21 protein-coding genes and 1 tRNA gene are annotated in these 26659 nt (G+C 48.0%); 11 read left to right on the top strand and 11 right to left on the bottom strand.

Going from position 1 to position 26659, the window contains the following annotated elements; translation table 11 throughout:
- Positions 1-34 precede the first annotated feature (34 nt).
- A complete protein-coding gene (locus AC060N_RS05945; protein WP_479526286.1) occupies positions 35-2473 on the top strand; it encodes an ATP-binding protein in 2439 nt (812 codons plus the stop codon).
- 48 nt (positions 2474-2521) lie between these two features.
- Here the strand turns inward: AC060N_RS05945 and AC060N_RS05940 are convergent, their stop codons facing one another.
- Positions 2522-3928: a putative oxidoreductase C-terminal domain-containing protein gene (locus tag AC060N_RS05940; RefSeq protein WP_479526285.1), complete on the bottom strand. Its 1407-nt coding sequence runs from the start codon at positions 3926-3928 to the stop codon at positions 2522-2524.
- A gap of 183 nt (positions 3929-4111) precedes the next feature.
- Between AC060N_RS05940 and AC060N_RS05935 the strand changes: the two genes are divergently transcribed.
- Positions 4112-4807, top strand: a complete 696-nt coding sequence (locus AC060N_RS05935) for an SOS response-associated peptidase (protein WP_479526284.1) — start codon at positions 4112-4114, stop codon at positions 4805-4807.
- Here AC060N_RS05935 and AC060N_RS05930 read toward each other — a convergent pair whose 3' ends face one another.
- The 4 genes from AC060N_RS05930 to AC060N_RS05915 all read right to left on the bottom strand — a co-directional run bounded on the left by AC060N_RS05930 (position 4808) and on the right by AC060N_RS05915 (position 9889).
- Positions 4808-6190: a 3-keto-disaccharide hydrolase gene (locus AC060N_RS05930; protein WP_479526283.1), complete on the bottom strand. Its 1383-nt coding sequence runs from the start codon at positions 6188-6190 to the stop codon at positions 4808-4810. It lies immediately after the preceding gene.
- Between the two features lie 168 nt (positions 6191-6358).
- Positions 6359-7876 (bottom strand): aldo/keto reductase, encoded by a 1518-nt coding sequence (locus AC060N_RS05925; protein WP_479526282.1) that lies wholly within the window; start codon positions 7874-7876, stop codon positions 6359-6361.
- A 387-nt stretch (positions 7877-8263) separates the two neighbouring features.
- The gene (locus AC060N_RS05920) at positions 8264-9274 is read right to left on the bottom strand and encodes a tRNA dihydrouridine synthase (protein WP_479526281.1); all 1011 of its coding nucleotides are present in this window, start codon (positions 9272-9274) and stop codon (positions 8264-8266) included.
- Between the two features lie 291 nt (positions 9275-9565).
- Complete coding sequence (locus AC060N_RS05915; RefSeq protein ID WP_479526280.1) at positions 9566-9889, bottom strand: hypothetical protein; 324 nt, start codon at positions 9887-9889, stop codon at positions 9566-9568.
- Positions 9890-10147: 258 nt separating this feature from the next.
- On the opposite strand from AC060N_RS05915, the gene AC060N_RS05910 reads away from it, so the two are divergent.
- The 6 genes from AC060N_RS05910 to AC060N_RS05885 are packed head-to-tail and all read left to right on the top strand — an operon-like array spanning position 10148 to position 19839.
- Positions 10148-13234 (top strand): cytochrome c biogenesis protein, encoded by a 3087-nt coding sequence (locus AC060N_RS05910; RefSeq protein WP_479526279.1) that lies wholly within the window; start codon positions 10148-10150, stop codon positions 13232-13234.
- 15 nt (positions 13235-13249) lie between these two features.
- Positions 13250-14053 (top strand): hypothetical protein, encoded by an 804-nt coding sequence (locus AC060N_RS05905; protein ID WP_479526278.1) that lies wholly within the window; start codon positions 13250-13252, stop codon positions 14051-14053.
- A complete protein-coding gene (locus AC060N_RS05900) occupies positions 14053-15387 on the top strand; it encodes an NAD(P)-binding domain-containing protein (protein ID WP_479526277.1) in 1335 nt (444 codons plus the stop codon). The genes AC060N_RS05905 and AC060N_RS05900 overlap by 1 nt, the downstream gene beginning before the upstream one ends.
- 18 nt (positions 15388-15405) lie before the next feature.
- Entirely contained in the window at positions 15406-16992 is a 1587-nt protein-coding gene (locus AC060N_RS05895) for a cytochrome c3 family protein (RefSeq protein ID WP_479526276.1), read from the top strand.
- Complete coding sequence (locus tag AC060N_RS05890) at positions 16971-18209, top strand: hypothetical protein (RefSeq protein WP_479526275.1); 1239 nt, start codon at positions 16971-16973, stop codon at positions 18207-18209. Before AC060N_RS05895 ends, AC060N_RS05890 begins: the two co-directional genes overlap by 22 nt.
- Positions 18210-18234: 25 nt before the next feature.
- Positions 18235-19839, top strand: coding sequence for a hypothetical protein (locus AC060N_RS05885; protein WP_479526274.1), 1605 nt, complete (start codon positions 18235-18237; stop codon positions 19837-19839).
- Positions 19840-19920: 81 nt separating this feature from the next.
- Here AC060N_RS05885 and AC060N_RS05880 read toward each other — a convergent pair.
- A tRNA-Arg gene (locus AC060N_RS05880) sits at positions 19921-19992 on the bottom strand.
- Between the two features lie 252 nt (positions 19993-20244).
- Between AC060N_RS05880 and AC060N_RS05875 the strand changes: the two genes are divergently transcribed.
- Genes AC060N_RS05875 through AC060N_RS05865 form a run of 3 tightly spaced genes read left to right on the top strand, consistent with a single transcriptional unit; the run spans position 20245 to position 21656 of the window.
- Complete coding sequence (locus tag AC060N_RS05875; protein WP_479526273.1) at positions 20245-21030, top strand: HD domain-containing protein; 786 nt, start codon at positions 20245-20247, stop codon at positions 21028-21030.
- A 2-nt stretch (positions 21031-21032) separates the two neighbouring features.
- Positions 21033-21440, top strand: coding sequence for a secondary thiamine-phosphate synthase enzyme YjbQ (locus tag AC060N_RS05870; protein WP_479526272.1), 408 nt, complete (start codon positions 21033-21035; stop codon positions 21438-21440).
- Positions 21441-21443: 3 nt separating this feature from the next.
- Complete coding sequence (locus AC060N_RS05865; RefSeq protein ID WP_479526271.1) at positions 21444-21656, top strand: (2Fe-2S)-binding protein; 213 nt, start codon at positions 21444-21446, stop codon at positions 21654-21656.
- 438 nt (positions 21657-22094) lie between these two features.
- Here the strand turns inward: AC060N_RS05865 and AC060N_RS05860 are convergent, their stop codons facing one another.
- From AC060N_RS05860 to mce, 5 genes are read right to left on the bottom strand one after another with little or no spacing between them, the layout of a single operon-like run.
- Positions 22095-23744: a sodium ion-translocating decarboxylase subunit beta gene (locus tag AC060N_RS05860; RefSeq protein ID WP_479526270.1), complete on the bottom strand. Its 1650-nt coding sequence runs from the start codon at positions 23742-23744 to the stop codon at positions 22095-22097.
- 20 nt (positions 23745-23764) lie between these two features.
- Positions 23765-24190, bottom strand: coding sequence for a biotin/lipoyl-containing protein (locus AC060N_RS05855; protein ID WP_106542169.1), 426 nt, complete (start codon positions 24188-24190; stop codon positions 23765-23767).
- A gap of 39 nt (positions 24191-24229) precedes the next feature.
- A complete protein-coding gene (locus AC060N_RS05850; RefSeq protein ID WP_153638222.1) occupies positions 24230-24589 on the bottom strand; it encodes an OadG family protein in 360 nt (119 codons plus the stop codon).
- A gap of 11 nt (positions 24590-24600) precedes the next feature.
- Complete coding sequence (locus AC060N_RS05845; RefSeq protein WP_106542171.1) at positions 24601-26160, bottom strand: acyl-CoA carboxylase subunit beta; 1560 nt, start codon at positions 26158-26160, stop codon at positions 24601-24603.
- Between the two features lie 34 nt (positions 26161-26194).
- Positions 26195-26596: a methylmalonyl-CoA epimerase gene (gene mce, locus AC060N_RS05840; protein ID WP_463228701.1), complete on the bottom strand. Its 402-nt coding sequence runs from the start codon at positions 26594-26596 to the stop codon at positions 26195-26197.
- Between the last annotated feature and the right edge of the window lie 63 nt (positions 26597-26659).

Here is a 26659-nt window from a genome sequence, read left to right as displayed (position 1 = left end):
CATTTTGTAAATTATTATACCGAACTAAATAGCGATGAAAAATCAACAGAAGAAAGTCTCCCCCGGACAAAGAGTAAATGGCACCCCGCATACACAGATCGGCTTGCTGATTGAAACCCGGCAGGGAGAAATTGTTGAGTATACACCGCAGGTCCGCCAGCTTTTCGGAGAAATTCCCGAAAAGGTTGATCTTTTTTTTGCCACTCCGGCCGATTACGAACATTTTTCCAATCAGTTGGAAGATGATGGCAAAGCCAAACAACTCATCCGTTCCGTCGACAACAAAATGCTGCTCATTCAGGCCATCAGGTATAACGACATCAATCTTCTGAGCCTTGAACCATTTACTTCAAAATCGGCCAATGCCGGTTCTGAGTTGTCGATTCATGATTTGCTGGAAGATTTTCCGGAGATCTACATGCAATATACGACTGAAGGAAAGCTTGTTCATTTGAATAAGATGGGATACAAAAAGCTTGGGTTATCCCCGGATTATCCCATACAGCAGCTGAATGTATTCAATCTGCTAACCGATAAAAGCAAGCAAAAACTCCACTGCCGCTTAAAAGCAATGGCTAAAGGGCAGGATATTCGACCGGCAGAGCTGGAATTTATTCACCAAAACGGGGGAATCGTTCCGGTGCTGGCCCATTCTCATTTGCTAACCGAAACCTCAGGGGAAAAAGGAAATTTCCTGAGTATCCTGTTCGATATTTCTTATCAGAAAAAAAGCGAACGCCGCGTTGGAGCCATCCGCGAGAAGATAACTGTACTGGCGCGTACAGCGATGCATTTCATCCGGCTGAACAACACAGATGAAGTATTCAATTACCTGGAAAGTATGCTGAAACCTCACCTCCCGGGATATATTGCTGTATATTTAAAAGTTGACCAGAAAGACAAAAGTTATAACATTCATGCCATTACCGGCATCCCTGACGGATTAATTGATAAGATAAACGAAGAGCTGGGAGAAAATCTATTTCATAAGAAATTTGATCTGACCCGTGACATTCAGAATTTCCTTTCGAATAGCAGGGTACTAAAACATAAAAATGGCTGGTCATCCATTACCCGAAAGAATCTGCCGGAAGAATTAGCCCGAAAGCTGGAACAAAAACTGTCAATCACCGATGTATACTCGGCAGGAATTGTTCAGCAAGGCTCTATTTATGGCGGCATTCACTTTCTGAAACAGGAAGGAGCAGCTCCGCTCGAAAGAGAGCTTATTGAACCGCTGTTACATCAGGCCAGTATCATTTTACAGCAGTTGACGCTGAACGAACATCTTCGGATTGCCAAACAACAAGCAGAGCAGGCCATGCAGGAGAAAGCTGAATTCATGTCCATTATGGGGCACGAAATACGAACGCCGCTTACTTCTGTCATCGGATTGACCGATTTACTTCTCGATCAGAAGCCCAGCAAATCACAGCTAAAGAACCTGCATACGCTCAAATTCTCGGCTGAAAATCTCCTGTTCCTTATAAACGATCTGCTTGATTTTAATAAGATAGAGGCCGGAAAAATCAAATTAGAGAAAACCATTATTGATCTTCCGGGCTTGGTGGAAGATTTGACGGGCGCTTTCGGGCCATCAGCCAAGCCGAAAGAGGTGGAACTGTTATCAGAAATCGGTGAAGATGTTCCCCGCTGGATCAAAGGTGATAAAACCCGGTTGACGCAGGTACTGAACAACCTGACCAGCAACGCGGTGAAATTCACAGAACAAGGGTCGGTCCAAATTTCGATTACAACCGAAAAACAGAGCGAGCACTACGTTCATCTGAACTTTTCGGTGAAGGACACAGGTATCGGTATTCCGGAAAATAAAATAAAGGAGATATTCAAACTCTATACCCAGGCCGATCTGAGTACACAGCGGAATTACGGCGGTACAGGACTTGGTCTGACCATCAGCAAGCGACTGGTTGATCTGATGGGGGGCAACATAGCCGTCAGAAGCAAAGAAGGCGAAGGTTCAGACTTTCACTTCACGCTACGATTTGAAAAAGTGCCGCCGGAACTGGTCATGCAGGATAAACGAAAGAAACGCCAGGCGGATACGGTAGAGCCGGTTGATTTTTCCGATAAAAGAGTGTTGATGGTGGAAGACAACGATATCAACTACTACCTCACCACACAGCTTTTCAAAAAGTGGAACCTCACCATCGACCGGGCGGAAAACGGCCTGGTGGCACTGAAAAAGATCAGTCGAAATACCTACGATTTGATTCTGATGGACATTCAGATGCCGGAAATGGATGGTCTGGAAGCAACACTGCACATCCGGAAACTATCAGACGAAAAAATTCAGAAGATTCCGATTATTGCTTTGTCAGCCGCTACGATGGACGAAACCCGTCGAAAAGCACAGAGTGTCGGCATGAATGACTTCATGACGAAACCTATCAACCCAGCGGAACTCTATGCCAAATTGGTCCGTTTCCTGGTGAAATCCGATAACAATTAAAAAAGGGCACCGTTTCGGATGCCCTCTGCTATTTTCTTCAATAAGTCACTATTCAACTTCTCGGGCCATCTTCAGCCCTTCCGTTGTCGTGTAATACTTTGTAATCATATTCGGAACTTCCCATGAAGGTAACTTTCCCTTCACCAGATACTGCAGATATTTTTCGGTTACCTGGGCAAAATGAGCTTCATGCCCAACCCGATATTGGTCCGGAATAACCACTTTCCAGGAACGGTCTCCGGTTTTCTCCAACGACAAACCGGTTATCGGCATATCCTGAATCACAGCTTTTTCCAAATTACCGGCAAAGGTTCCCAAATCGACATCTGCGTGAGCCTCAACATACAAGGTTGGCTGATAATTTTCTTCTTCACCCTGCCGGATAACCAAATCGCAAAGCTTGCCCCGCATAAACGAATAATGCGTATCACCTCCTCCTTCGGGAGCCTCATAGTTCCATTCCACTTTCACCCGCACATTCACACCTTTCAGTTGATAAGTCATTTCCCCGTTGGCCATTACTTCCAACTGGTTCTCCACCATATATTTTTCAAGGTAGGAAGGAAAATCAGCCATTCCGGTCACTTTTTCGAATTCATCAGCAGTAAGCTGTGTTGACCAGTGACTGGCCTTTAATATCTGCACATCTTCGGGTTGCAGTGCCTGATTGGGGAAACAAGTCCACTGTACCAGATCCACCAAATGCGTTCCCACATCAACCAGGCCTTCGCCCTGTTGCTCTACATCAAAAAACCAGGCCGGCCGTTGTACCGGTTTCCCGGAAACAAGCTTATAAAAATGATGAACGCTCTCTTCCACCACGGCGGGTTCGTCAGGAGTGCCTTGCTGCAGTTCTCCGAAAATATCGGGAAGGCGCGAAAGTTCTTTTTGTAAGCGTGTAGTTACTTCGTATCGCTCGGTCATGATATCGTATAACAACACGCCATTCTCGTCTGCCTTTTTAAAAGCCGCCTTCAACTCCGGAAATTTCTGCGGCGAGATGACCATCGGTTTGTCGGCCAGCACATTTAAACCGGCACCAACCGATTGGCTGATGTATTCTGTTTTTGCCTGGTTATTCCCGGCCAGAACGACCACATTTCCCGGTTTTTCTGCCAGCATTTTCTGCAGAAAGTCCGGTCCTGTGAAAACGATTTCATTCCACGAAGTTGGATTTTCAGCACGGTTGTTGTAGCCTTCCACCTGAGCCAGGTAAGCCTGAACATCGCTCCCTGCAGGTGCAAACACATGAACGTCGGGTGAGATTTGCTTGTACATGGTCTTTTGCACCAGGCCGGCATGGAAGTGGCCGGGATCGAGTACTAAAAGCTTCACTTCACCGGCAGCACCGGTAAAGGCACTCTCCTGTTTCTTCTCTTTTTGTCCGGAGCCACCACAGGCATACAATGCTACCAAAGCAGCCGCTCCGATCCACTTAAACAGATTCCTTTTCATTACATCGGGTTTAGTTACAGTTCGGTTGTCAGTATTCAGTGTTTCCGGATTTACGTCACCGGAAATGAGCTTCATAAAATTATCATAAAAAAGAACAAGTTGCAATCGATCCAAAGAGCATATTCCCTGACTGTCTTCTGTTTATAATTTTTGTAACTTAAATGAAAATCTCAATTCCAGACTATGTGCGACCGATATATTTTCGTGCAAAAAGCAAACGTAATCCGAAAACGGTTTCAGGTTTTCGTACCCGGAAATATCCAATGGACACCATCCTACAACATCGCTCCCGGAAAGTACGCCCCGGTCATCACTTCTCAGCAACCGGAAACGCTACAACAATACATTTGGGGCTCTATGCCTTTTCCCACCCAAGACAAAAACGCATTCGTCAGCCACATTGATGTAAAAATTTTGGAGCTACCTGAGCCCATCCGATATCTCATTCAGCAACAACGCTGCCTCGTTCCGGCCGACGCTTATATCCAGGGAACCAATGGGCACGGTTTAAGCAAACCGTTTCTGATTTATCTCCGGAAGAAGGCTCGTCCTTTCGCTTTCGCAGGAATCTATGACACCTGGCTGGATGAGACAACGGGTGAAATGATTCATTCATTCGTCATCATCACCACAACCGCCAACGAATTGCTCCGAAGACTTCCGCGCGAACGCGCTCCCGTCATCCTCCTTCGGGAACAAGAGAAAGCCTGGCTCGATCCATCCACTCCTTTAACCGAAATAATGGCCATGTTACAACCCTTTCCGGCCGAGCACATGAATGCCTACCCCATCGCTGCTACCATTAAAAATCCACAGGCAGACGATCCCGGATTGATTCACCCGGCAGGCCCAAGACTTGTTCCGGAAAGCAAGGATTGATTACAACGGCTTGATCTTGATGTTCCGGAAATAAACCTCGTTCCCATGGTCCTGCAAAAGGATATGCCCATCCTGAAAGTTCCCGAATCCTTGGTAAGGTTTGTACTTGCTGTAGGCTACCAGCGCATTCCACATCTGGTTATTCCGAACATATTCCACTTCTTTTACCCCGTTCAGAAAGTGACTGACGGTATCACCGCGGACTTCAATCCGGGCCCGGTTCCAGGTACCTATTCCGTTGAAACGTTTCACCATCTGGGCCGGGTCGAAACACTGCGCATTGGCCGGAATCAGGTCGTACAGCGAAGCCAGTGTCCGGTTACCATCCACGCCCAGCTTGGCATCGGGATGCCGCTGGTCGTCCAACAACTGATATTCACATCCTATCGATGAACCCGGCCCTTTATTCAAACCGGTCTGCACAAAATACTTGATGCCGGAATTGGCTCCTTCAGTCAATTTGAAATCCACTTCCAGCACGAAGTTCCGATAACGTTGGCTCGTAATAATATCGCCGCCATTAGCCGATTCTTTTCCATCCGATGCATTAACTGTCAAAACTCCATCCGAAATGGACCAACCCTTATCAGGAAAATCTCCACCACGGGCACTTCGCCAGCCATCTGTGGTTTTACCATCCCACAGCAATTGCCAGCCATGCGCTTTTTCCCAGTCAGTGAGTTGATTGTTCAGGTAGCTCACCTGCTGTACATCCGGCATCGGCATACTTTCCGTCTCCAGGTTACCTGTCATGATGCGAATATTCCGCCACCGGATTTGCTTGCCGGCATGCGTCTGATCATCTCCAATCGAATGTACCTGCAAGGCGATAAAACCTTCGGGAGTCATGTCGTCCACCAGGTTGGCACAAGGCACACCGTTCAACCAGGTCCGGATGGTGTTGCCAATGGCTTCGACCCGGTAATGGTTCCACCCGTCCTTTTTGAAAGCCGCCTTCCCTTTCGGATTATATTCCATCGGATAGAGCCAGCCGCGACGAGCTTCATCATAAATGCCGGCTGACCAGGCCCGTTCCGAATCATCGCACTCTACCTGGTAGCCATGTACCCGACCATTCTGATAATCCGGCGTACTCAAACTGCGAATCTGGACCCCCGAGTTCAGGCCTTCATCCATTTTCATTTCGTATTCGAGGATGAAATCGCCGTAATTTTTTTGCGTAGCCAGAAACGAGTTAGGGGAGCCAGTAATCGTGGTTCCGATAATTTCCCCGTCGACTACTTCAAAGGGAGCTGTACCGTTAATTTGTTTCCATCCCGATAAATCGTTGCCATTGAAAAGACTCTGCCAGTGACCATTTCCGGCGAAAGCCGGCGCAGATATCAAACAAAGAAGCAGGAAAAAAAATGTGCGTGTTCTCATGTGTTTGGTTTGTTAGTTGATTGGTTAGATGGAAACGAAAATAACAGAAAATCATCGTTTTCCAGTCTCCGAAACGATTTTTTCATTTACCATGAAGCAAAAAAAGCAATTATTCCGGGTACGAAATAATTGCTTTTCACAATATAATAGAATGACTACTTAACTCCTTCAGACTGCTTGCATGGTAACCGCTTCGGACGAAGCTGATTCCCCCTGCTTGTCAACGCTCTTCATGATATAACTATGCGCTGCATTGTCTTCTACTACGTCCTCATAAACAAAAGGTTCCATTGTTGTTTGCGGACGATAGGGCATTTGTCCCACTTTTTCGCCGTCACGCCATATTTCATACCGATCGAGCGGCGAGGCACCGGCATAGGCCGTTTGCCAGGTCAGAACCGCCTTTCGGGTACTTCCTTCATTTCGTTGCTGAAGAGCCACTTCACGTGGAGCTGACAACGGTTTGTGGTCCATCTGGAAATAGTTGGTCTTGCCACTCTTCACCACATTCGCCATTTTCTCAATCTTCTCCCGGTCGGATGCCGACAAACTGTTCGGTTCAACCTGCGCTGAAGCCAGATTCTGCGTCAACTGACAATCGCGGTGCTCATCACTGATGTGACCAATTCCGATAATGGCAGTATGAATGCCGGGTGTTGTGAGCGAATATTGAACCAGCGGCGTACTGGGCAGCGAAGCACTTCCTACAGTCCGAACCACATGTTCCGGTTTGTTCGACCAGGTAGCAGGCTTTGTATACATAGCACCGTCCGCAAAAACTTTCATAGCAATGATTCCCATATTTTTGGCGGCTGCCACCGGAATCACATTGTTCTGCATGTTGAAATTCAGTTTATCATTGGCATTGATAGCCACCAACATACCGTCGAGCAGTTCGTATTTATCCCGCTGTATCATGGCCATCATTAAAGCAGCATCGTAGTGGCCGGAAAAACCGATGTGGCGGATTAGCTTCTCTTCTTTTGGATTCAGTCCTGTTAGATTGGTACCGTCCCGCACATCACGCAAGGCAGCCAGAGCTCCAATTCGTTCTGCATTCGGGTCCGGGTTATCCAAACCTTCATACACCGCATCCAGCTCCTGCCAGGTCGACAAACTGTGAATCAACACCATATCGAGATAGGCGCCTTTCGGGTAGTTACCTTTTCCGTCGCCAAACATCTGCGAGAGCGAACGACGCACGTCATCCAGTGTTTTGGAACCATCGGGGCCATTGGTACCACTCCGGACGCCTTCCACATTATCGCCACCTTTCGCATAACGAAGGTGTGTTTTGGACGTCAGAAAGATATTCCGGCGGGCCCGTTCGCGGTATCCGGGCAAACCGGGAACCATATCCAGCTTGCGGAAAGCTTTTCCGTAATTCATCTGGCTTGGACCATATACATTCGATGTATCGTAATAATTCACGCCCAGTTTGTGTGCTTTCAGAATAATAGCCACCGGATCGACATCCGATGGAGTCCACTGAATGGATGCCTGACCGCCCAAACCGAGGGTGGTAACTTCAAAGCCCGTACGCCCGAATACCCGCTTCATCGGATTTTCGACAGCCAGACTGCCCCGACTGATATAGGGAATCATGGAAATACCAAAGGCGGCTGTTGCTGAAGTGCGGATAAAACGGCGGCGGGAAATGTTTTTGGTTGATTTTGCTGCCATCATGAACAAGTTTAAGTTGTTTTTGAATAATGTTAGTTGGTGCCTGCAAGAAAACCGCATTTTTCAGGTCTTTGATAAGAAAATGTCAAAGACAAGGCTTTCGAAGTTTTTGAATTCAGGGAGTTTACTAATGGTAAATGACCGATTCAAAAACGAGAATAACGCAGTATCTGCCGTTTTCCTGCAAAGACTAGTTAAGCTACATTCCGGGATTAAAAGCCATTTGAACTTCGGCAGACGGGGTAAGTCTCTTCATCGTCATACCTCGGTTTCTCTCTTTTATTTCTCACCGGAGACTTCAACCTGTATGAACAACAAAAACACAGGAAAGGTTTACCTTGTCTTCTGTCAATCAAGACAAAGCATAATAAAGCAGTGCTATCAAAGGGACTAGAGAAATTCAGCTACCGGATGCTCTTCGAAATAACGATACACCTCGTCGTAGTCTTTGGTTTCCATCAGGGCCGCCCGCATGTGCGACGCATTGGGAAAATGATTAAGATAGATTTTATAGAAACGCTTCAGAATATTGAAATTCTTCTTCCCGCCCCAGGTTTGCTCGAAAAGACGGGTATGAAACAGGAGCATATCTACCCGTTCGGAAGGTGTCGGCACCGTTCTACCTGGTTGAAAGAACCACGGATCATGAAAGATTCCGCGGCCAATCATCACGCCATCCACGCCGGTTTGCGCTACCCGATCCATTCCTTCCTGCCACGAATTCACATCGCCGTTTCCGAGCACCGGGATGTTAACGTCCCGCTCGTTCCGTACCTGAACTGCTTTGGCTATCTCGTTCCAGTCGGCCTCGCCATCGGATTGTTGTTTTTGCGTACGGCCGTGCAACGTCAGCGCTGCCGGATGTGTATCGATTAGCTGGTTAATCCAACGCTCCGTTTCGTGCTGGCGAATACCGGTCCGGGTTTTCACACTAACCGGAAGATGCGTTCCCTCTTTGGCCGCCAGCACAATTTCCTGCGCCAGCGCGGGTTGGTCGATCAAAGCACTGCAGGCGCCCTGTTTCACAATATTCTTCACCGGGCAGCCCATGTTGATGTCAAGGCCATCGAAGTCGTAGTTTTCGGTAATGAACTGCGCCATGTTGCGGTAAATCTCCGGCGTTTTCCCCCAAATCTGGGCCACCAGCTTGATGTTGAGCTTGCGCAGTAACTCCCGTTCCGATTCATTCACAATTAGTCGCTCGCCTACCCGCTCCCGTCCTACCGGATGGTTCAGGCCTTCAACAGAAGTAAATTCGGTAAAAATCACATGCAACTTCCCCGGATCGGTCATTCTCATCACCACTTCCCGAAAAACAGTTTCGGTCACATCCTCCATCGGAGCCAGGCAAAATACGGGCTCCTCAAACCGGGTCCAGAAATTCTCCACTACTTGCTGCATGTCTCGAAAAATTAAGAATCAATCTTAATAACGGAATGCAAAAATAATCCATCCGTCCGAAACTGCAAACCGGAAGCCGGAGCAAGGTCACAGGTTGCGCTTCGCGGTTACTGTTGTTATGAAGGTTACTATGTTACTGTTGTTACTGTTGTTGCTATTGTTGGGCTTCGAGGAAAGGTTCGTTTGATGCAATCTTCCCTGGAAGTTTCGGGGTCCCGTTCTCCCACTCGCTCCATCTCCCTTTCTCCCCTTCTCATCTTCTCCCACTCTCACGTTCTCCCTTTCTCAGTTTCACGTCCACTCTCCATGCACCCTCAACTTCTCAAACTTCTCATCAGCCAGCTCGATAACCCTCCGTTGCTCCTCCGGTCCTTTTATACAGGTGTCAATTAGTTTCTGAAGCTGCTTACTTTGCTCTCCAATACCGATACCCGGATCCAATTCTTCGTTGGTTAATTCACGAATCATCCGCGCCACTTCAGCCGATGTCGATTCGTTCGCTTTCTTCACGTCCAGGTTCAAATAGTCAATCAATGCATTGAAACCACAAAGTGTCCGATCCAAAGCATAGGGCTCTTCGTCAAATCGCTGTCCGTCTAATGGCATAATGGGCATAATGGTCCTTTTTTAAGTTCTACCCGAAAATTTACTAAATAAGGGTAAGGATGGCAAATGGAATTTACCGTCCGAAAATGAAACTTATCAATCAGACTGTTTCATCACAGAAACCTTAATCCCCTATCTGAAAGCATTATAAATCACACCCAACATTTCCTATTTTGAATAACTCCAACTATTTTCACAACATCCATTCATTTTAATAAATGACTATGTGCATGTGAAATGAGTGGTTCCCCCTCTAAAACCAAACTTATGAAGAAGGCAGGAAATCTCCTTTTCTCCATGACCACCGCCGTCATCCTCATGACGGTTTTCGCTGTTGCTATAGCATGGGCCACCTTTATTGAGCGCGATTACGGAACCGCCACAGCCCATAAGCTGGTGTACAACGCCATTTGGTTCCAGGTCGTTTTGTGGCTGGTCGCTGTCAACATCTCCGGCAACGTAGTGAAATACAATCTGGTCAACCGTAAGAAGTGGACCATCCTGCTATTCCATGTCGCTTTTCTCTTCATCCTGGCCGGAGGGGCCATTACCAGCTATTTCGGTTACGAAGGGATAATGCACATTCGCGAAGGAGTGTCCTCCAACCAGCTGCTACTGAATGAAACCTACCTCACCCTGCAAGCCGATTACATGGGTGTGAAAAAGTCGGTATCCAAAGCCATCAGCCTGACGCCGCGGGGTAACAACCAATACAGCGAATCGCTCGAAATTGGCGGCATGAAAGTCCGGATGGAAACCGAGCTGTACATCCCCAATGCAGCCGAAAAGCTGGTCCCCGCTACGGTTGGCGTTCCTGGACTCTCTCTCTTCATCATGGACAGTCGCAAAGGCGGACACGAAAGCGAACTGTTACAGGGAGAAGAAACCACTGTCGATAACCAAACCTACTCCTTCCATTCCGGGCAACCGGGTACCATCACTTTCAGTGCGAAAGACAACCAACCGGCATTCACCAGCACTGATACGGTGCTAATGACCGGCATGATGACCCGGGACACGACCGTATTGCTGCCCGGCGTCCTGCATCTGGCGAAGGAAAAGACCATCTATCGTGTGGGCGGACAGGTGTTCGTTATCAAATCGTTTCTCCCCTCCGCACAAAAGAGCATGACCAGTGTAGCAACAGACAATTCCGGCATGCAGGGACTTGTCGTTTCCCTTTCAACGGGCAATGATGTAAAGCGCTTGAACTTGTTGAACCGTGATGGCGAAGCCGTTCCGGTGCAAACACAACTGGGTGCTCTCAATCTCACGGCTTCTTTCGGAGCCAAATCCGTGGAGCTGCCATTCTCGGTTAAGCTGAATAATTTCATTCTGGAACGTTATCCCGGTTCGCACAGCCCTTCGTCGTATGCCAGCGAGGTAACGGTTCAGAATCCCGACGGTTCCTCTTTTCCCTACCGCATTTTCATGAATCACATCCTGAAATACAAAGGTTACCGATTTTTCCAGGCCTCTTACGACCGCGATGAACGGGGAACCATTCTTTCCGTCAGTCACGACTATTGGGGAACATTTTTCACCTACCTGGGCTATTTGCTCATGGGAATCGGGATGGTCCTAACGCTGATGAACCGGAACAGCCGCGTGCATACCCTTATCCTGCAAGGTGCTGAAATCAGAAAGCTGAAGCGCAATTCATTGGGACTCATCACCGTTTTTGTACTGCTGACCTCCGCTTTACCAACCACACTCAATGCACAAACGCTTTCCGGTAGCAAAGCACAACACATCAAAGAACTCAACTTTTTGCTGGTCCAAAACCGTAACGGGCGTGTCGAACCATTTTCGACCATTTCTTCCGCGCTAATGCGAAAGATTCATAAAAGCGAAAGCTACCGCGATATGTCTTCCACGGAAGTGATACTGGGCATGCTCTCCAATCCGGCAAAATGGCAGCAGGAAAAACTGATTAAGGTCTACAACAAAGAATTGGCTTCACAACTGGGAAGCTCAGGCGAATACATTAGTTTTCAGCAACTATTCGAAAATGGTCGATATAAGTTGCGGGAACTCGCCAACAACGCATACCACAAAGAGCCCGGCCAGCGGAACCAGTTCGACAAAGAAGTCATCAACCTCGATGAGCGGGTAAACATTTGTTACCAACTGTTCAATCAATCCTTTTTAAAGCTCTTCCCCTTGCCCGGAAATCATGGCGACAGCTGGGTAACAGAACAGACGCTGAAGCAAATCGGAAGCAACGAACGTACGACCGAACCGCTGACGATTTACACCAACTATCTGCAGGCGGTGCAGCAGGCGCAAACCAGTGGCAATTGGAGCCAGTCCGACCAACTGCTGCTGGCCCTGAAACAATATCAGCTGACCAACGGCGGAAGCATCATTCCTTCCCAATCGAAAATCAGGATGGAGAATTTTTACAACCAGGCCAACCTCTTTGGAAAACTGGCAATCGTTTACGCCCTGCTCGGCTCGCTGCTACTCATTGTTCAATTGGTTATCTTCTTCCGCCCGCAAATGAAAACAAGGCGCATTAACCTGGCCGGCATGGTGCTTTCGATGCTCATCTTCGCCGTTTACACCTTCGGTCTGATTTTACGTTGGTACATCTCGGGGCATGCGCCCTGGAGCAACGGTTACGAAACCATGATTTTCGTGGGCTGGGCAACGGCCCTCGCCGGACTATTCCTGTCGCGCCAGTCGGGCATCACATTAGCCGTCACCAATCTGTTGGCCGGTATCATGCTGCTGGTAGCGGGAATGAGTTGGCTCAACCCGGAAATCACACCATTGGTTCCGGTGTTGAAATCCTACTGGCTGATTGTTCATGTGGCCGTAATTACCTCCAGCTACGGATTCCTCTCCATCGGAGCGTTACTGGGTTTCCTGAACCTGGTTCTCATCGTCATCCGAAATCAGAAGAATAATCAACGACTGAGCCTGCACATCCGTGAAATCACGATAGTAAACGAAATTACCTTAATCATTGGAGTGATTCTGCTCACAGCCGGTTCGTTTCTGGGTGGAATCTGGGCTAACGAATCGTGGGGTCGTTACTGGGGCTGGGACCCGAAAGAAACCTGGTCGCTGGTCACCATCCTGGTCTATGCCGTGGTGTTACACTTGCGGAAAATTCCGGGAATGAAGAACAACGCGATATTCAACGGTCTGTCCGTATTGAGTTTTGGCTCCGTACTGATGACGTTCGTCGGAGTGAACTACTACTTGTCCGGACTACATTCGTACGCACAAGGAGAAGCGCCGCCTGTTCCCAACGCCGTTTACATCACCGTCATTGTCATTCTGGGAATGATGGTGGCAGCGTTCGTGAAGGAAAAGAATTCGCCCTTAACCAGATTGAGTGAGTAACTAAAAAACGAATTTATGTCGCCAAAAGCACACAAAGTATACATCGGAACATTTGTCGTCATCGTGGTGGCCGTTACTGCCACACTGACCATCGCAGGCTATTCCTACTACACCACGCCCATCGTCGACCGGTTCCATCATCCCGACTATAATCTACTGAAACCAAGTGGTATTCTGGGACACGGATACGGCATTGTGGGCACCTTGCTCATCATCACCGGCATCGCTACCTACATGATGCGCAAACGGATGCGGATGTTTTCGCGTTGGGGACGTTTGAAACATTGGCTTGAATTTCATATCTTTCTGTGCACTCTCGGAGCTATTCTGATTCTATTCCACACTTCCTTCAAGTTCGGAGGCATTGTTTCCGCCAGTTTCTGGAGCATGGTCGCCGTTGTCATCAGTGGTGTCATCGGACGTTACATCTATATTCAAATCCCACATACCATCGAAGGTCGCGAAATGAACCTGAACGAAGTACATTCTTTGCAGAAAGGAATCGAACGCAAACTCCGGACCGATTACGGGGTGGAAGAACAGGTTTTTGCTTCTATGAAGGAAAACCGGCGTGCTGCCATCCGCTTGCTGAAAAAAGAGTCGCGAAAGAAGGGAATGCGCGGAAAAGAGATACGCAAAGCCATCAGGTTACTGAAAACAGAGGATAAACTGACTGGCCGGATCAAACGGCTGGAAAAGATGCAGAATCTGTTCCGGTACTGGCACATTGCACACCAGCCTTTTGCGCTGATCATGCTGATTATTATGGTTATTCACGTAACCGTCACGATATTATTCGGATACCGATGGATTTTTTAATGGCAGACATATGGTTAGAGAAGCTGATGATTTATGGCGGGGTTTTCCTCATCATTGCCATCGTTTTGGGAATTTATTTACTGAAGCTGAGGCGGGAAACACAGCGTGCCGAATCCAAAATTGCGCTGGCGAAGGAAAACGGATTGTACGAGCCTGTTTCGCTGCATCCCGTCATCCACGTCAATAATTGTATCAAAAGTGGTGCATGCGTTAAAGCCTGTCCCGAAACCGATGTCCTGGGCATCCGGTCGGGCCGCGGAACCGTCATCAACGCCTCACACTGCATTGGTCACGGCGCCTGTTTTCATGCCTGTCCCGTAGAAGCCATCACCCTGAACATTGGAACCGAAAAGCGTGGCGTCGATCTGCCTCACGTAAGCCAGACCTTCGAAACCAACGTGAAAGGAATTTACATTGCCGGCGAATTAGGCGGCATGGGCTTGATTAAAAATGCGGTAGAACAGGGACGGCAGGCCATCGACAACGTGGTTCACCACTTTCCGAAAAAACACAATGCCACGTACGATCTCATCATTATAGGTGCCGGTCCGGCCGGAATATCTGCTTCGCTGACCGCAAAAAAACACCAGCTGAATTTCGTGACACTTGACCAGGACACGCTCGGAGGAGCTGTTTTCACCTATCCGCGCGCCAAAGTCGTCATGACGGCCCCGATGGACTTGCCCCTTCACGGGAAGGTAAAACTGTCGAACACCTCGAAAGCTGAGCTGCTGAACCTTTGGACTTCCGTTTTAAATAAAAATAATATTCCGATCCGGGAAACCACCAAAGTCGAAAGCATCGAAAAGGAAGGCGACCACTTTAAGGTAACAACTTCGCAAAACGAAAGCCTGACAGCTGCCCGAATACTGCTGTCCATCGGACGACGTGGAACTCCGCGAAAGCTGAACGTGCCGGGAGAAGACCTGGAGAAAGTACGGTACCGTCTGCTCGATCCGGAAATCATACAAAACAAAAGTATTGTGGTGGTGGGCGGAGGAGATTCGGCCGTCGAATCAGCCATGATGCTGGCTGAACAAAATACCGTAACTTTATCGTACCGCAGCGGAAGCTTCAACCGGATTAAACCAGGAAATGCAACCAAACTGGAAGCGGCTGTTGCCGAACAAAAACTGACCGTCAAATACCTCACCAATGTAACGGAGATTCAGCCGGAACAGGTCATCCTCAGGAACAGTGAAACCAATGAAGAAGAAACCATTCCGAACGACCTCATCTATATTTTTGCAGGAGGTGAACTCCCCACGGAATTTTTGAAGAAAACCGGTATTACCATCACCCGGAAATTCGGTGACGTAATGATGAAACACTAACAACCTGACAAAGCCCATATGAAGAAGGTGCTCATGTGCATAATCGCCCTGATTGTATTGGTTCCAGCCGTTTGGGGACAGATATCGCCCGGCGAACTGTCGAAAGCACATGCGAACCTCGAAGGCATCCGGAACTGTGTGAAATGCCATAAGCTGGGCGACAAGGTAACGAACGAAAAATGCCTGGACTGTCACACCGAAATTGCCACACGGATTCAACAACACGAAGGATATCACGCCTCATCGGAAGTGCAGGGAAAAGATTGCTCCGGTTGTCACAACGAGCACCACGGCCGCGATTTCGACATGCTCAACCTCGACAAAGCCACCTTCAATCATAACCTGACCGGCTTCCAATTAGAAGGGAAACACAAGCAAATTGATTGTCAGGATTGCCACAAGAAGGAGTTCATCACCGAACCCAAACTGAAAGACAAAAAGCTGACCTACCTCGGACTTTCACAACAATGCCTGTCGTGCCACCAGGACTACCACCGGCAAACCCTTTCGGATAACTGTACGGAATGTCACAATTTTGAAAGTTTCAAAACGGTACCGGGGTTTCATCACAACGAAACCAATTTTCCCCTGAAAGGGAAACACGCGGAAGTAAACTGCATGGATTGCCACAAAAAAGAAACCATCGATGGTCAACCGTTCCAGCATTTCGCAGACGTGGCACATGCGAACTGCACCAGTTGTCACGAAGATGTCCACCACAACAAATTCGGGCAAACCTGCACTCAGTGTCACAGCGAACAGTCGTGGGCACAAATCAAAGGGATGGCGAACTTCGACCACAACAAAACCGGATTCCCATTGCAGGGACTTCATTCGAAAGTCGCTTGCCAGCAATGCCACAAAAACAATTATGCCGCTCCATTAGCCCATAACCGGTGCAGCGACTGCCATGCCGATTACCACCAAGGCGACTTAACACGAACCAATCCGGCCTCCGATTGCAAAGATTGTCACACGGTTAAAGGATTTCAGTTCACCAATTATACCATAGAAAAGCATAATTTGAGTAACTTTAAGCTGAACGGTGCCCACATGGCTACTCCCTGCTTTTCCTGTCACAAGAAAGAAGATCGGTGGCGTTTCCGGAATATTGGCAGCAATTGCATCGATTGTCATCAAAACGTGCATAGTGGATTCATGGATAACCAGTACACGCTGAAGGACGGCTGCAACTCCTGTCACGATGAGAATGCGTGGTCGGAAGTATCTTTCGATCACAGTAAAACCGGATTTGCCTTATCAGGAGTTCACGCCCAAACTAACTGCGGAGCTTGTCACTACACCAAAGGAGACAACGGAAAAACCGTACAACGATTTGCCAAATTAAATCCTTCTTGCACCGAATGTCATCAGGATGTTCACCACGGACAATTCGCCCGATACGGCGATGAAGGTTGTTCGCGTTGTCACGGATTTGACGACTGGAGCGCATCGAAATTCGACCACAACCAGGCGCGGTTCAAACTAGAGGGTGCGCACGCTTCAGTCAGTTGTGTCTCCTGTCATCCGCAAGTAAAATCGAAAGACGGTTCATATACAAAATACACCTATAAATCCATCGAATGCGCTACCTGTCACAACTAATACTGCTGTTGCTACTGCCCATCCAGTTATGGGCACAGTCGCCTCACGGGGACGACTTCAACGTGAAATGTGAAGTGTGCCATTCACCGGAAGGATGGAATCTGATTGAACATCCCAAGTTCGACCACGATACGACCAGTTTTGCCCTGATTGGCACCCACAAAAGCGTGGCCTGCCGACAATGCCATGTCTCGCTGGTCTTTTCGCAGGCTCCGGCCAATTGCAATGCCTGCCACAACGATATTCACGAAAATACCGTCGGACAGGACTGTGACGAGTGTCACAACACGACAACGTGGGCCGTGACCAACATCATGGAAATACACCTGCGAAGCCGCTTCCCATTGACCGGAGCGCATACCATGGCCGATTGCTACGACTGCCACAAATCAATCTCGTTGATGCGTTTCGATCCCATCGGGGTGGAATGTTACGACTGCCACAAAGAAGATTTCATGGCAGCGAAAAATCCTGACCACATCGCCGGCGGATTTTCGACCGAATGTACCGATTGTCACTTTATCAATGCTATTAACTGGGCCTCCGAAGGCTTCAACCACGATTTCTTCCCGCTGACGGAAGGGCACGCTATTAGCGACTGTGCGGCCTGTCACCAGAATGGAGTGTTTACCGGTCTATCGCCTGAATGCTATTCCTGTCACGCTCAGGATTACAATAATACCACCGACCCGAATCACGTCACGGCAGGGTTCTCACAACAATGTCAGGATTGTCACACGACGCATCCGGGCTGGAGTCCCGCAACTTTTAACCACGACGATTTTTATCCGCTGACCGGTGCGCATGCCGACATCGCCAACGACTGCCTGAAATGCCACGCCAACGGATACAGCAATACACCCACCGATTGCTACGGCTGTCACAAAACGGATTATGACAACACCACCGATCCGAACCACCTGGCAGCGAATTTCCCGACAACCTGCGACGACTGTCATACCGATGTAGCGTGGAAGCCGGCAACATTTGACCACGACGGACAGTACTTCCCCATCTATAGCGGAACGCACAGCCAGGCCTGGACCTCTTGCAGCGATTGCCACACGAATTCGAGCAATTATGCCGATTTCTCGTGCATCGACTGCCACGAACATGAAAAAACCACAACGGATGATCATCACACCGACGTGAATAACTATGTGTATAACAGTGTAAATTGCTATGAATGTCACCCCAACGGAAGAGCTGAAGATTAAAGAAAAGTAACCGAAAAACTCACTGATGATGAGAAAAGCAATCATCCCTTTTATGGTCCTGATACTGGCCGGATTCTTCGCGAAAGCGCAGGAAGCGAAACAGCTGACCGGAAAAGTCTCATACATCAGCGCGCAGCACGTTTACGTTCGTTTTACCTCTACCGAGGGCATCAACGTGGGCGATACGCTATATGTCGAATCAAGAGGGAAACGAATTCCGGGACTGGTGGTTGTGCAGCGCTCCTCCATCTCGTGTGTAACGACCGTTTTGGGCAATTATTCGCCAAAAATGAATGAGCAGATTCACGCCATTCTCAAACCCCAGGCTACCATCACCGAAGAGAAAAAGCCTGTCCCCGTTCCCCGGAAACCTGTCGCTGTTACGCCGCAACCGGCAAAGCCACAGCCGAAGCTGATACAGGAAAAATCGCGGTTGTACGGGCGTGTTAAACTGGCTTCTTATTCCAACTTTTCCAATACCAATGCGAAGAACCGGCAACGAATGCGGTATTCGCTTTCGCTGAATCAAGATAATATCGGCAACTCGCATTTGTCGTTCGACAGCTACATTACGTACAATCATCGAACGGATGGCTGGAATACCGATAACCAAAGTATTTTCAACAGCCTGAAGATTTACAGCATGGCCGTAGGCTATAATTTCAACTCCAATACCAGCCTGTGGTTTGGCCGAAAAATGAACCGAAAGGTTTCGAATATAGGGGCCATCGACGGGCTGCAGTTCGAGACCCGCGTCAGGAATTTCACCTTTGGCATTGTCGGTGGTGCGCGTCCCGATTACATGGACTATGGTATCAATACCAACCTGCCGCAGTTCGGCGCATATGTCAGTCATGAAGCGAAAGGAAAAGAGGGAATGGTGCAGAGCTCGCTGGCCGTATTCGAGCAGATGAACGGTTCCAATACCGACCGCCGCTTTGTCTACTTCCAGCACAGCAATTCACTGCTGAAAGATTTCAATTTGTTCACTTCGGTTGAAATGGATTTGTACCAGGTGAAAGACAGCGTTCCGACCAACACGCTCGACCTGACCAGCTTCTACATTTCGGCGCGCTACCGGGCTTCGCGCAAGGTGTCGTTTTATGCATCATACGATGCGCGGAAGAATGTGATTTACTACGAAACCTATAAAACACTGGTCGACCTGATTACGGATAATGCCACGCGGCAAGGCGTTCGCTTTCGCGTGATGGTGCGGCCTATCAATTATCTCATCGTCTCCGCGCGGACCGGTTACCGTTCCCGGAAAGGCGATCCTGAGCCATCGACCAATTACAATTTCTACATTACGCACAGCAAAATTCCCTGGCTGGAGTCGTCGATGACACTGAACGTGACCAAGCTAAAAACAAGCTACCTCGACGGCCTGCAATATGGCGCTAACCTGTCGAAATACCTGCTAAACGGGAAATTGTACGGCTCACTCTCCTACCGCATCATCGATTATAGCTTTCTCAATTCCAATTCCGGCATCAACCAAAACCTGGCCGGCTGCTCGTTTGCGTGGTACCTCATGAAAAAGCTGCAACTATCGATGAATTACGAGGCCACCATCGAAAAAAGTAACGTTTTCCACCGGATGTATTGGGGATTTAGTCAGCGGTTTTGACTTATCTAAATTTTGTTACCTCTGATTTAATTGAAGAATAAAAAAAGGTTTAAGCATTAAATGCTTAAACCTTTTTTGGTGTGATCCCAGCGGGATTCGAACCCACATCGTCAGAACCGGAATCTGAAATTCTATCCATTGAACTATGGGACCAATGTGTCTTTTGCAAGTACGCGGAACACCGTGATTTTGCGAACACAAAAATAGCAATATTCTTCAAACCCGAAATCCTGCGTTCCGGATTTTTCTTAGAATCCCTGAAATTATTCAGTTTGCGAGCCAATCACAGGGCAGAAAAACCTGAAAATCAGCGGGACTATTTCAAGAAATAATTAAATAAATCAGGGATGGCACATTATACACCAGAAAACCATAATTTTGGTAAATATTGTTTAACACGAAATTATGATTTCGCAAGAGACACTTGAACAATTCCGCGAGGAATACAACCAGATTCTTAGTTCTGTTGAAACCAAAGGTTTTGCCGAGCAGCAGGCTTTTGAACAATGGAAGACGCACAATGAAAAAGTGGTGGAAAACAGCTTGTTGTTGGGGCAGGCTTTGGATATGGAGGACGGCGAGATGCGCATGGCGGAAATCCTGGCGCTGTTTCACGATATTGCCCGTTTCCGCGAGGTTTCGTCTTCGCCTTACTTTTCCAAATTAACCGAAACGGATCACGCCGAAGCCGGCGCCGAATTATTGTCGTTACTTCCCCCCTTCAAAGAACTGGAAGCCGCTAAACAAGAGATATTACAGAAGGTTACGGTTTTTCATAACAAGCCCGAGCTTCCCAAAAGGGAAAACGAGTTTGTGGTGTACTACCTCAAGCTGCTGCGCGATGCCGACAAACTGGATACCCTTCGATTGACAGCCGAGTTCCTCACCTACCGGGATGTAAAAGTCAGCCCGGCCGACACTTTGCATTTGTCGAAAAGTCCGGCTATTTCGGACAACATTTGCAAAGCCATCATCAACGACATGATGCCGAAGAAAGAGGACATGGTTACGTATAACGACTACGTTCTACTGCAACTCTCGTGGGTTTTCGAGTTAACCTACCGGAAAACCTACCTGCTGTTGAACCAGCGGGGGTACGTCAAGCGGTTGTACGACGCGCTGCCTAAAAACGATAACATCATCGACATATACCGAAAAGCACGAATACATATCGAAAACCAACTTTTCTGATAATGCAACAGATCGTCCACGTTAGAACAGACCAACACAACGGCCTGTACGATATTACCTCGCCAATTGTCGACATTGTGAAGAAGGCAAATATCGAGAGTGGAATGGTCAATGTATATGTACAAGGCGCCACCGCCGGTATTATGATTCAGGAAAACTGGGATGACTCCGTTCAGAACGATGTCATCACTTTACTTCGGAAGCTCGTTCCCCCGAGCGTTTGGGAACACGATGCCCAGGACAACAATGGCGATGCGCACCTGAAAGCAGGAATTGTCGGGCCATCCGAAACCATTCCGATTATTGAAGGTAAAATGGGATTGTCGACCTGGCAAAACATTTTTCTTTGTGAATTCGACGGTCCACGGGATGACCGTTCGATTGTGGTAACCCTGAGTGAAAGTCGTTAGCCTATGCCCCGTAAGCTATTCTGTTTGTGTAACGAAGTGGAAGAATCGGAAGTGAAGAAAGCGATCCGGAAGGGAGAACTCTATTTTGCTCCGGCCGTTTCGGAAGCCACCGGAGCCGGCACTGGATGTGGGCGGTGCCGTTCGCGCATTCAGGAGCTGATTGACGAAGAAAAGAAACGGTTACCCGCTATCCGGCAATTGAAGCTGGAGTTTTAACTCTGTTTCAGGTTTCAGGTTTCAGGTTTCAGATTCCAGGTTTCATGTTGCGCTACGCTATTGCTAGGATTACTGGTTGTTTCTGTTACTACGATTGTTCGGTTCTCAACAACAACTGCTCAGTTACGGCCGAAAGGACATTTCTATTTCAATCTCAATTTGCTCGCGACCGCTAAGGGATGCATGCACATAAATACCCAATGCGTTGCCATTGGGCTGAATTGAGCTGGCCTTAAAGGCCGTATACCCAATAACCTCGAAGTGCAATTCAACATTAACCCCAAACCATCGACGCAGCATTCATCAAAAGCCTTGAAGTTCCAATTAGTGTAATTCGTGCTGGATTGGCCTGTGCGTTGGAAAATTCATGTAATCCGTATTTAACAAAAAAAGGTAGCCTGAAAACAGGCTACCCTTTATATATCAGTTCACTTTTTCTTACATCAGGAAGCTGAGCAAGACACCGGCAGCCACTGCTGAACCGATTACACCAGCCACGTTCGGTGCCATGGCGTGCATCAGCAAGTGGTTCGATGGATCTTCCTTCAGTCCCATCTGTTGTACCACACGAGCAGAGTCAGGCACAGCCGAAACACCGGCCGCTCCAACCATCGGGTTAATCTTATTCCCCTTCTTGAAGAATAGGTTCATAATTTTTGCTCCAATTACTCCACCTGCCGTTGCCACAACAAATGAGGCCGCTCCAAGAATGAAGATTTTGATGGAGGAAGGCGTCAGGAAAACGTCTGCCTGCGTAGAAGCACCAACGGTGATTCCCAGCAACATGGTAATGATATCGATCAACGCATTGGATGCCGTAACAGCTAGTCGCTTGGTTACGCCCGATTCTTTCAGCAGGTTACCGAAGAAGAGCATTCCCAGCAATGGAAGTGCCGTTGGTGCGATATAAGCCGTCAGCAGGAGTCCTACAATCGGGAAAAGCACTTTCTCCAGTTTGGTTACCGCGCGCGGGGGTTTCATTTTGATGAGACGCTCTTTTTTACTGGTCAGCAATTTGATAACCGGCGGTTGAATAACCGGAACCAATGCCATGTATGAGTACGCTGCAATCGCGATAGGACCAATCAGATTTTTCACCACCTGCCCGTTCGCCATCACATTGATACCGTTGGCCAGCTTGGATGATATAAAGATAGCCGTCGGACCGTCAGCACCACCGATGATACCGATAGCACCAGCTTCCGGCGGAGCAAATCCCAGCATCAGGGCTCCAATCAATGTCAGGAAGATACCAACCTGTGCCGCAGCACCCAACAACATCAACTTCGGATTGGAAATCAACGACGAGAAGTCGGTCATGGCCCCAATTCCGAGGAAGATGAGCGGCGGGTACCATCCTTGTACCACTCCCTGGTAAAGGTAGTTCAACACTGAACCTGGTTCGTAGATTCCCAGCTGCAGGTTAAAATCGGTAACCTGGAACATCGGGATATTCCCGATAAGGATACCGGTACCGATTGGAATCAACAGCATCGGCTCGAAGTCGTATCGGATCGCCAAAAAGATGAAGAGCAATCCCACGATGAGCATGACGAAGTGTCCCCAGGTAAAATTGGCAAAACCGGTAAATTCCCAGAAATTAAACAATCCGGAAAGCGCACCATCTACATTTTTATATACCTGACCGTTATCGCCGGGCTGCCCAACCAGTTCACCGTTCTGAAATGACAGAACGCGCTGGGGAAGTTGTAGTGTAAAATTCTGAGTTGAATACCCTGAGCGCTGATTTGGGTTGGTGTTTTTCCGAAGATGCATCAGTTTCTTGGCATTGAAGTCCATGATAAGATGCTCGTCGGCTATTCTCCATTTTCCCGTATAACGTTCTTTGGCTGAGTCCATATTAAACGAACCATCACCATTGAATTCAAGGGTTTTAAATCGTTCCACCTTGTCCACGCCGGACCGGGCTGTCACCGTATCGGGGTTGATGATCGGGTTGGCAATATAGCCGCCCGACCGGTTCACCCACTTTCCTTCGGTCAAATCAGAAGGTTTCAGTTGATTTTGAGCGAAAAGACCGGAAACCGCGAGAAACAGGCTTATAATTGTTAATAGTAATTTATTCATTTCTGCAAGTCTTTTCCGGGTTATGCAATTTCGACCAAAACATCATCCTGAAGAACACTCTGACCGGCAGAAACTTTGATGGCAGCTACTGTACCATCGGCTTCAGCCATAATCGAGTTCTCCATTTTCATGGCCTCCATTACCATGAGAGTCTGTCCTTTGGTGACAGTGTCTCCTTCCTTCACAGCGATACTGAGAATAGTTCCCGGCAGCGGAGCTTTAATTGCTTTGGCTTTCGAACTTCTTTTCTGAATTTCGCCTTCGCCGGGCGCTTTTTGAACAGGTTTCCGAACTAGTTTAGGGGTTTTGGCGATTTTCTTCGCCTCCTGATGAATTTCCACTTTATATTGGGTACCATTCACCTCCAAATCGGCGATATTATCTTCGATATCATTGATCTGAACGTCGTACTGGTTTCCGCTTATGGTAAATTTGAACTTTTTCATTTTGCGTCAGTTATGATTTGATTTTGACAAGTCCACGGATTATCGAGCCCAACGGTCGTATACTCCGTAAATTTTCGAACTCCAAGGAGAATAACGTCTTCTTACCCGCTTAATTGTCACCACGTTACTTTCTTCGTCGTGCGCTTCATTCAGATACAAATGAATAGCCATTGCAATGGCCGCGTTAACGTTACCTTCCAGTTGAACTTCTTCTTCCTCTCCGTCTCCACAATCCTCCTTCTTTCTTCGGCAAGGGCGCCGGAGTTTCATGAGTTTCGGAGCATAGAGGAATACCAGTACCAGGACTGACAAAGCAGTGATAACAATTCCAAAACCAACCAATGCAATGGTCAATCCCAGTCCCTGAACATCCGTTAGTAATATGCTTGCTATGTTCATTCGTTCAGTTTTTACAATGGTATATTCGAATGTTTTTTCGGCGGATTGGTCAACTTTTTCGTTCCCAGTGCCTGTAATCCGCGAATAATACGGAAACGGGTATTACGAGGCTCGATCACATCATCGATGTAACCATAAGCAGCTGCCTGGTAAGGATTCGCGAAGTTGGCTTTGTATTCATCCTCGTGCTTCTGCACAAATGCAGCCCGTTCTTCCGGATCGGTAATTTCAGCCAGCTTACGACCATGCAATACCTCAACAGCACCCGATGCCCCCATCACCGCGATTTCGGCAGAAGGCCATGCGTAATTCAGGTCACCGCGCAATTGCTTACACGACATCACATCGTGCGCTCCACCGTACGACTTACGCAGGGTTACTGTGATTTTCGGCACAGTAGCTTCACCGTAAGCGAACATCAATTTGGCACCGTGCGTAATGATACCGGCATATTCCTGTCCTGAACCGGGAAGGAATCCGGGCACATCCACTAACGTAATAATCGGAATGTTAAAAGCATCGAGGAAGCGAACAAACCGAGCTGCCTTTCGCGAAGCATCCACGTCGAGTACACCGGCCAGATAGTTGGGCTGGTTAGCTACGATGCCAACCGGCTGTCCGTCGAACTTGGCAAAACCGGTCACGATGTTCTTCGCATAGTTCCGGTGAACTTCGAGGAATTCGCCTGAATCCACAACACCGTGAATAACATCCTTCACATCGTAAGGCTGGTTCGGATTATCGGGAATAATCTCGTTCAAGCCATCTTCCAACCGGTCAATCGGGTCATAACATTCAGTGATTGGCGGTTCTTCCAGGTTGTTCTGCGGCAGGTACTCCAGCAATTTACGGAGTAACAAAATACCTTCCTCTTCGTTCTCAACCAGGAAGTGAGCCACACCAGATTTTTGCGCGTGTACTTTACCTCCACCGAGGTCGTCAACCGAAATGTCTTCACCGGTAACGGTTTTCACTACTTTCGGGCCCGTCACAAACATGTACGAGTTGTCCTCGGTCATCATGATAAAGTCGGTAAGCGCCGGAGAATAAACAGCACCACCGGCACAAGGACCGAAGATGGCTGAAATCTGCGGAATTACTCCCGAAGCCAGAATGTTCCGTTCGAAAATCTCAGCATAACCAGCGAGTGAAGTTACTCCCTCCTGAATACGTGCACCTCCCGAATCGTTGATTCCGATAACCGGAGCGCCCGCTTTCATAGCCATATCCATCACTTTGCAGATTTTCTGTGCAAAGGTCTCGGACAGTGAACCACCGAAAACGGTAAAGTCCTGCGAGAACACAAAAATGGTTCGACCGTCGATGGTTCCCCGACCGGTTACCACACCGTCGCCCAGGAATTTCTTTTTCTCCATACCGAAGTTGGTACAACGGTGTGTTACGAACATGTCAAATTCCTCGAAGCTACCGTCATCCAACAGCATCTCGATGCGTTCGCGTGCAGTAAATTTGCCTTTTTTGTGCTGGGCTTCCATGCGTTTTTCACCGCCTCCCAGTTTAGCTTCAGCACGAAGGTCAATTAGTTTGTTGATTTTATCCTGATTGCTCATTGTGTTATACTATAGATAGTGAGTTAAAGAATGATTAGTCACTGCAAAGTTCGGTCAGCACACCGAAAGTAGATTTCGGGTGTAAGAAACCAATGTTCAAACCTTCGGCTCCTTTGCGTCCTTGTTTGTCAATCAAGCGGATGCCGTTTTCTTCTGCGTCATTCAGTGCCTGGTCTACATTATCAACAGCAAAGGCTAAGTGATGGATGCCTGGTCCTTTTTTCTCGATAAATTTACCAATCGGTCCTTCCGGGTCGGTTGATTCCAACAGTTCAATTTTGGTTTGTCCTACTTTGAAAAAGGCCGTTTTCACTTTCTGATCGGCCACTTCTTCCACCGCATAACATTTTGTACCCAGCAGTTTTTCATAGTAAGGAATAGTTTCTTCCAAACTCTGGACTGCGATTCCGATGTGTTCAATATGTGATACGCTCATTGTGATTAATGTTTTAGGTTACATCCTAATGGTTAAGGAATAATGATAAATTTTTGACAGAAG

This window comes from Prolixibacter sp. DSM 2831 (assembly GCF_056493735.1).
This window is presented reverse-complemented; position numbering and strand designations above follow the sequence as displayed.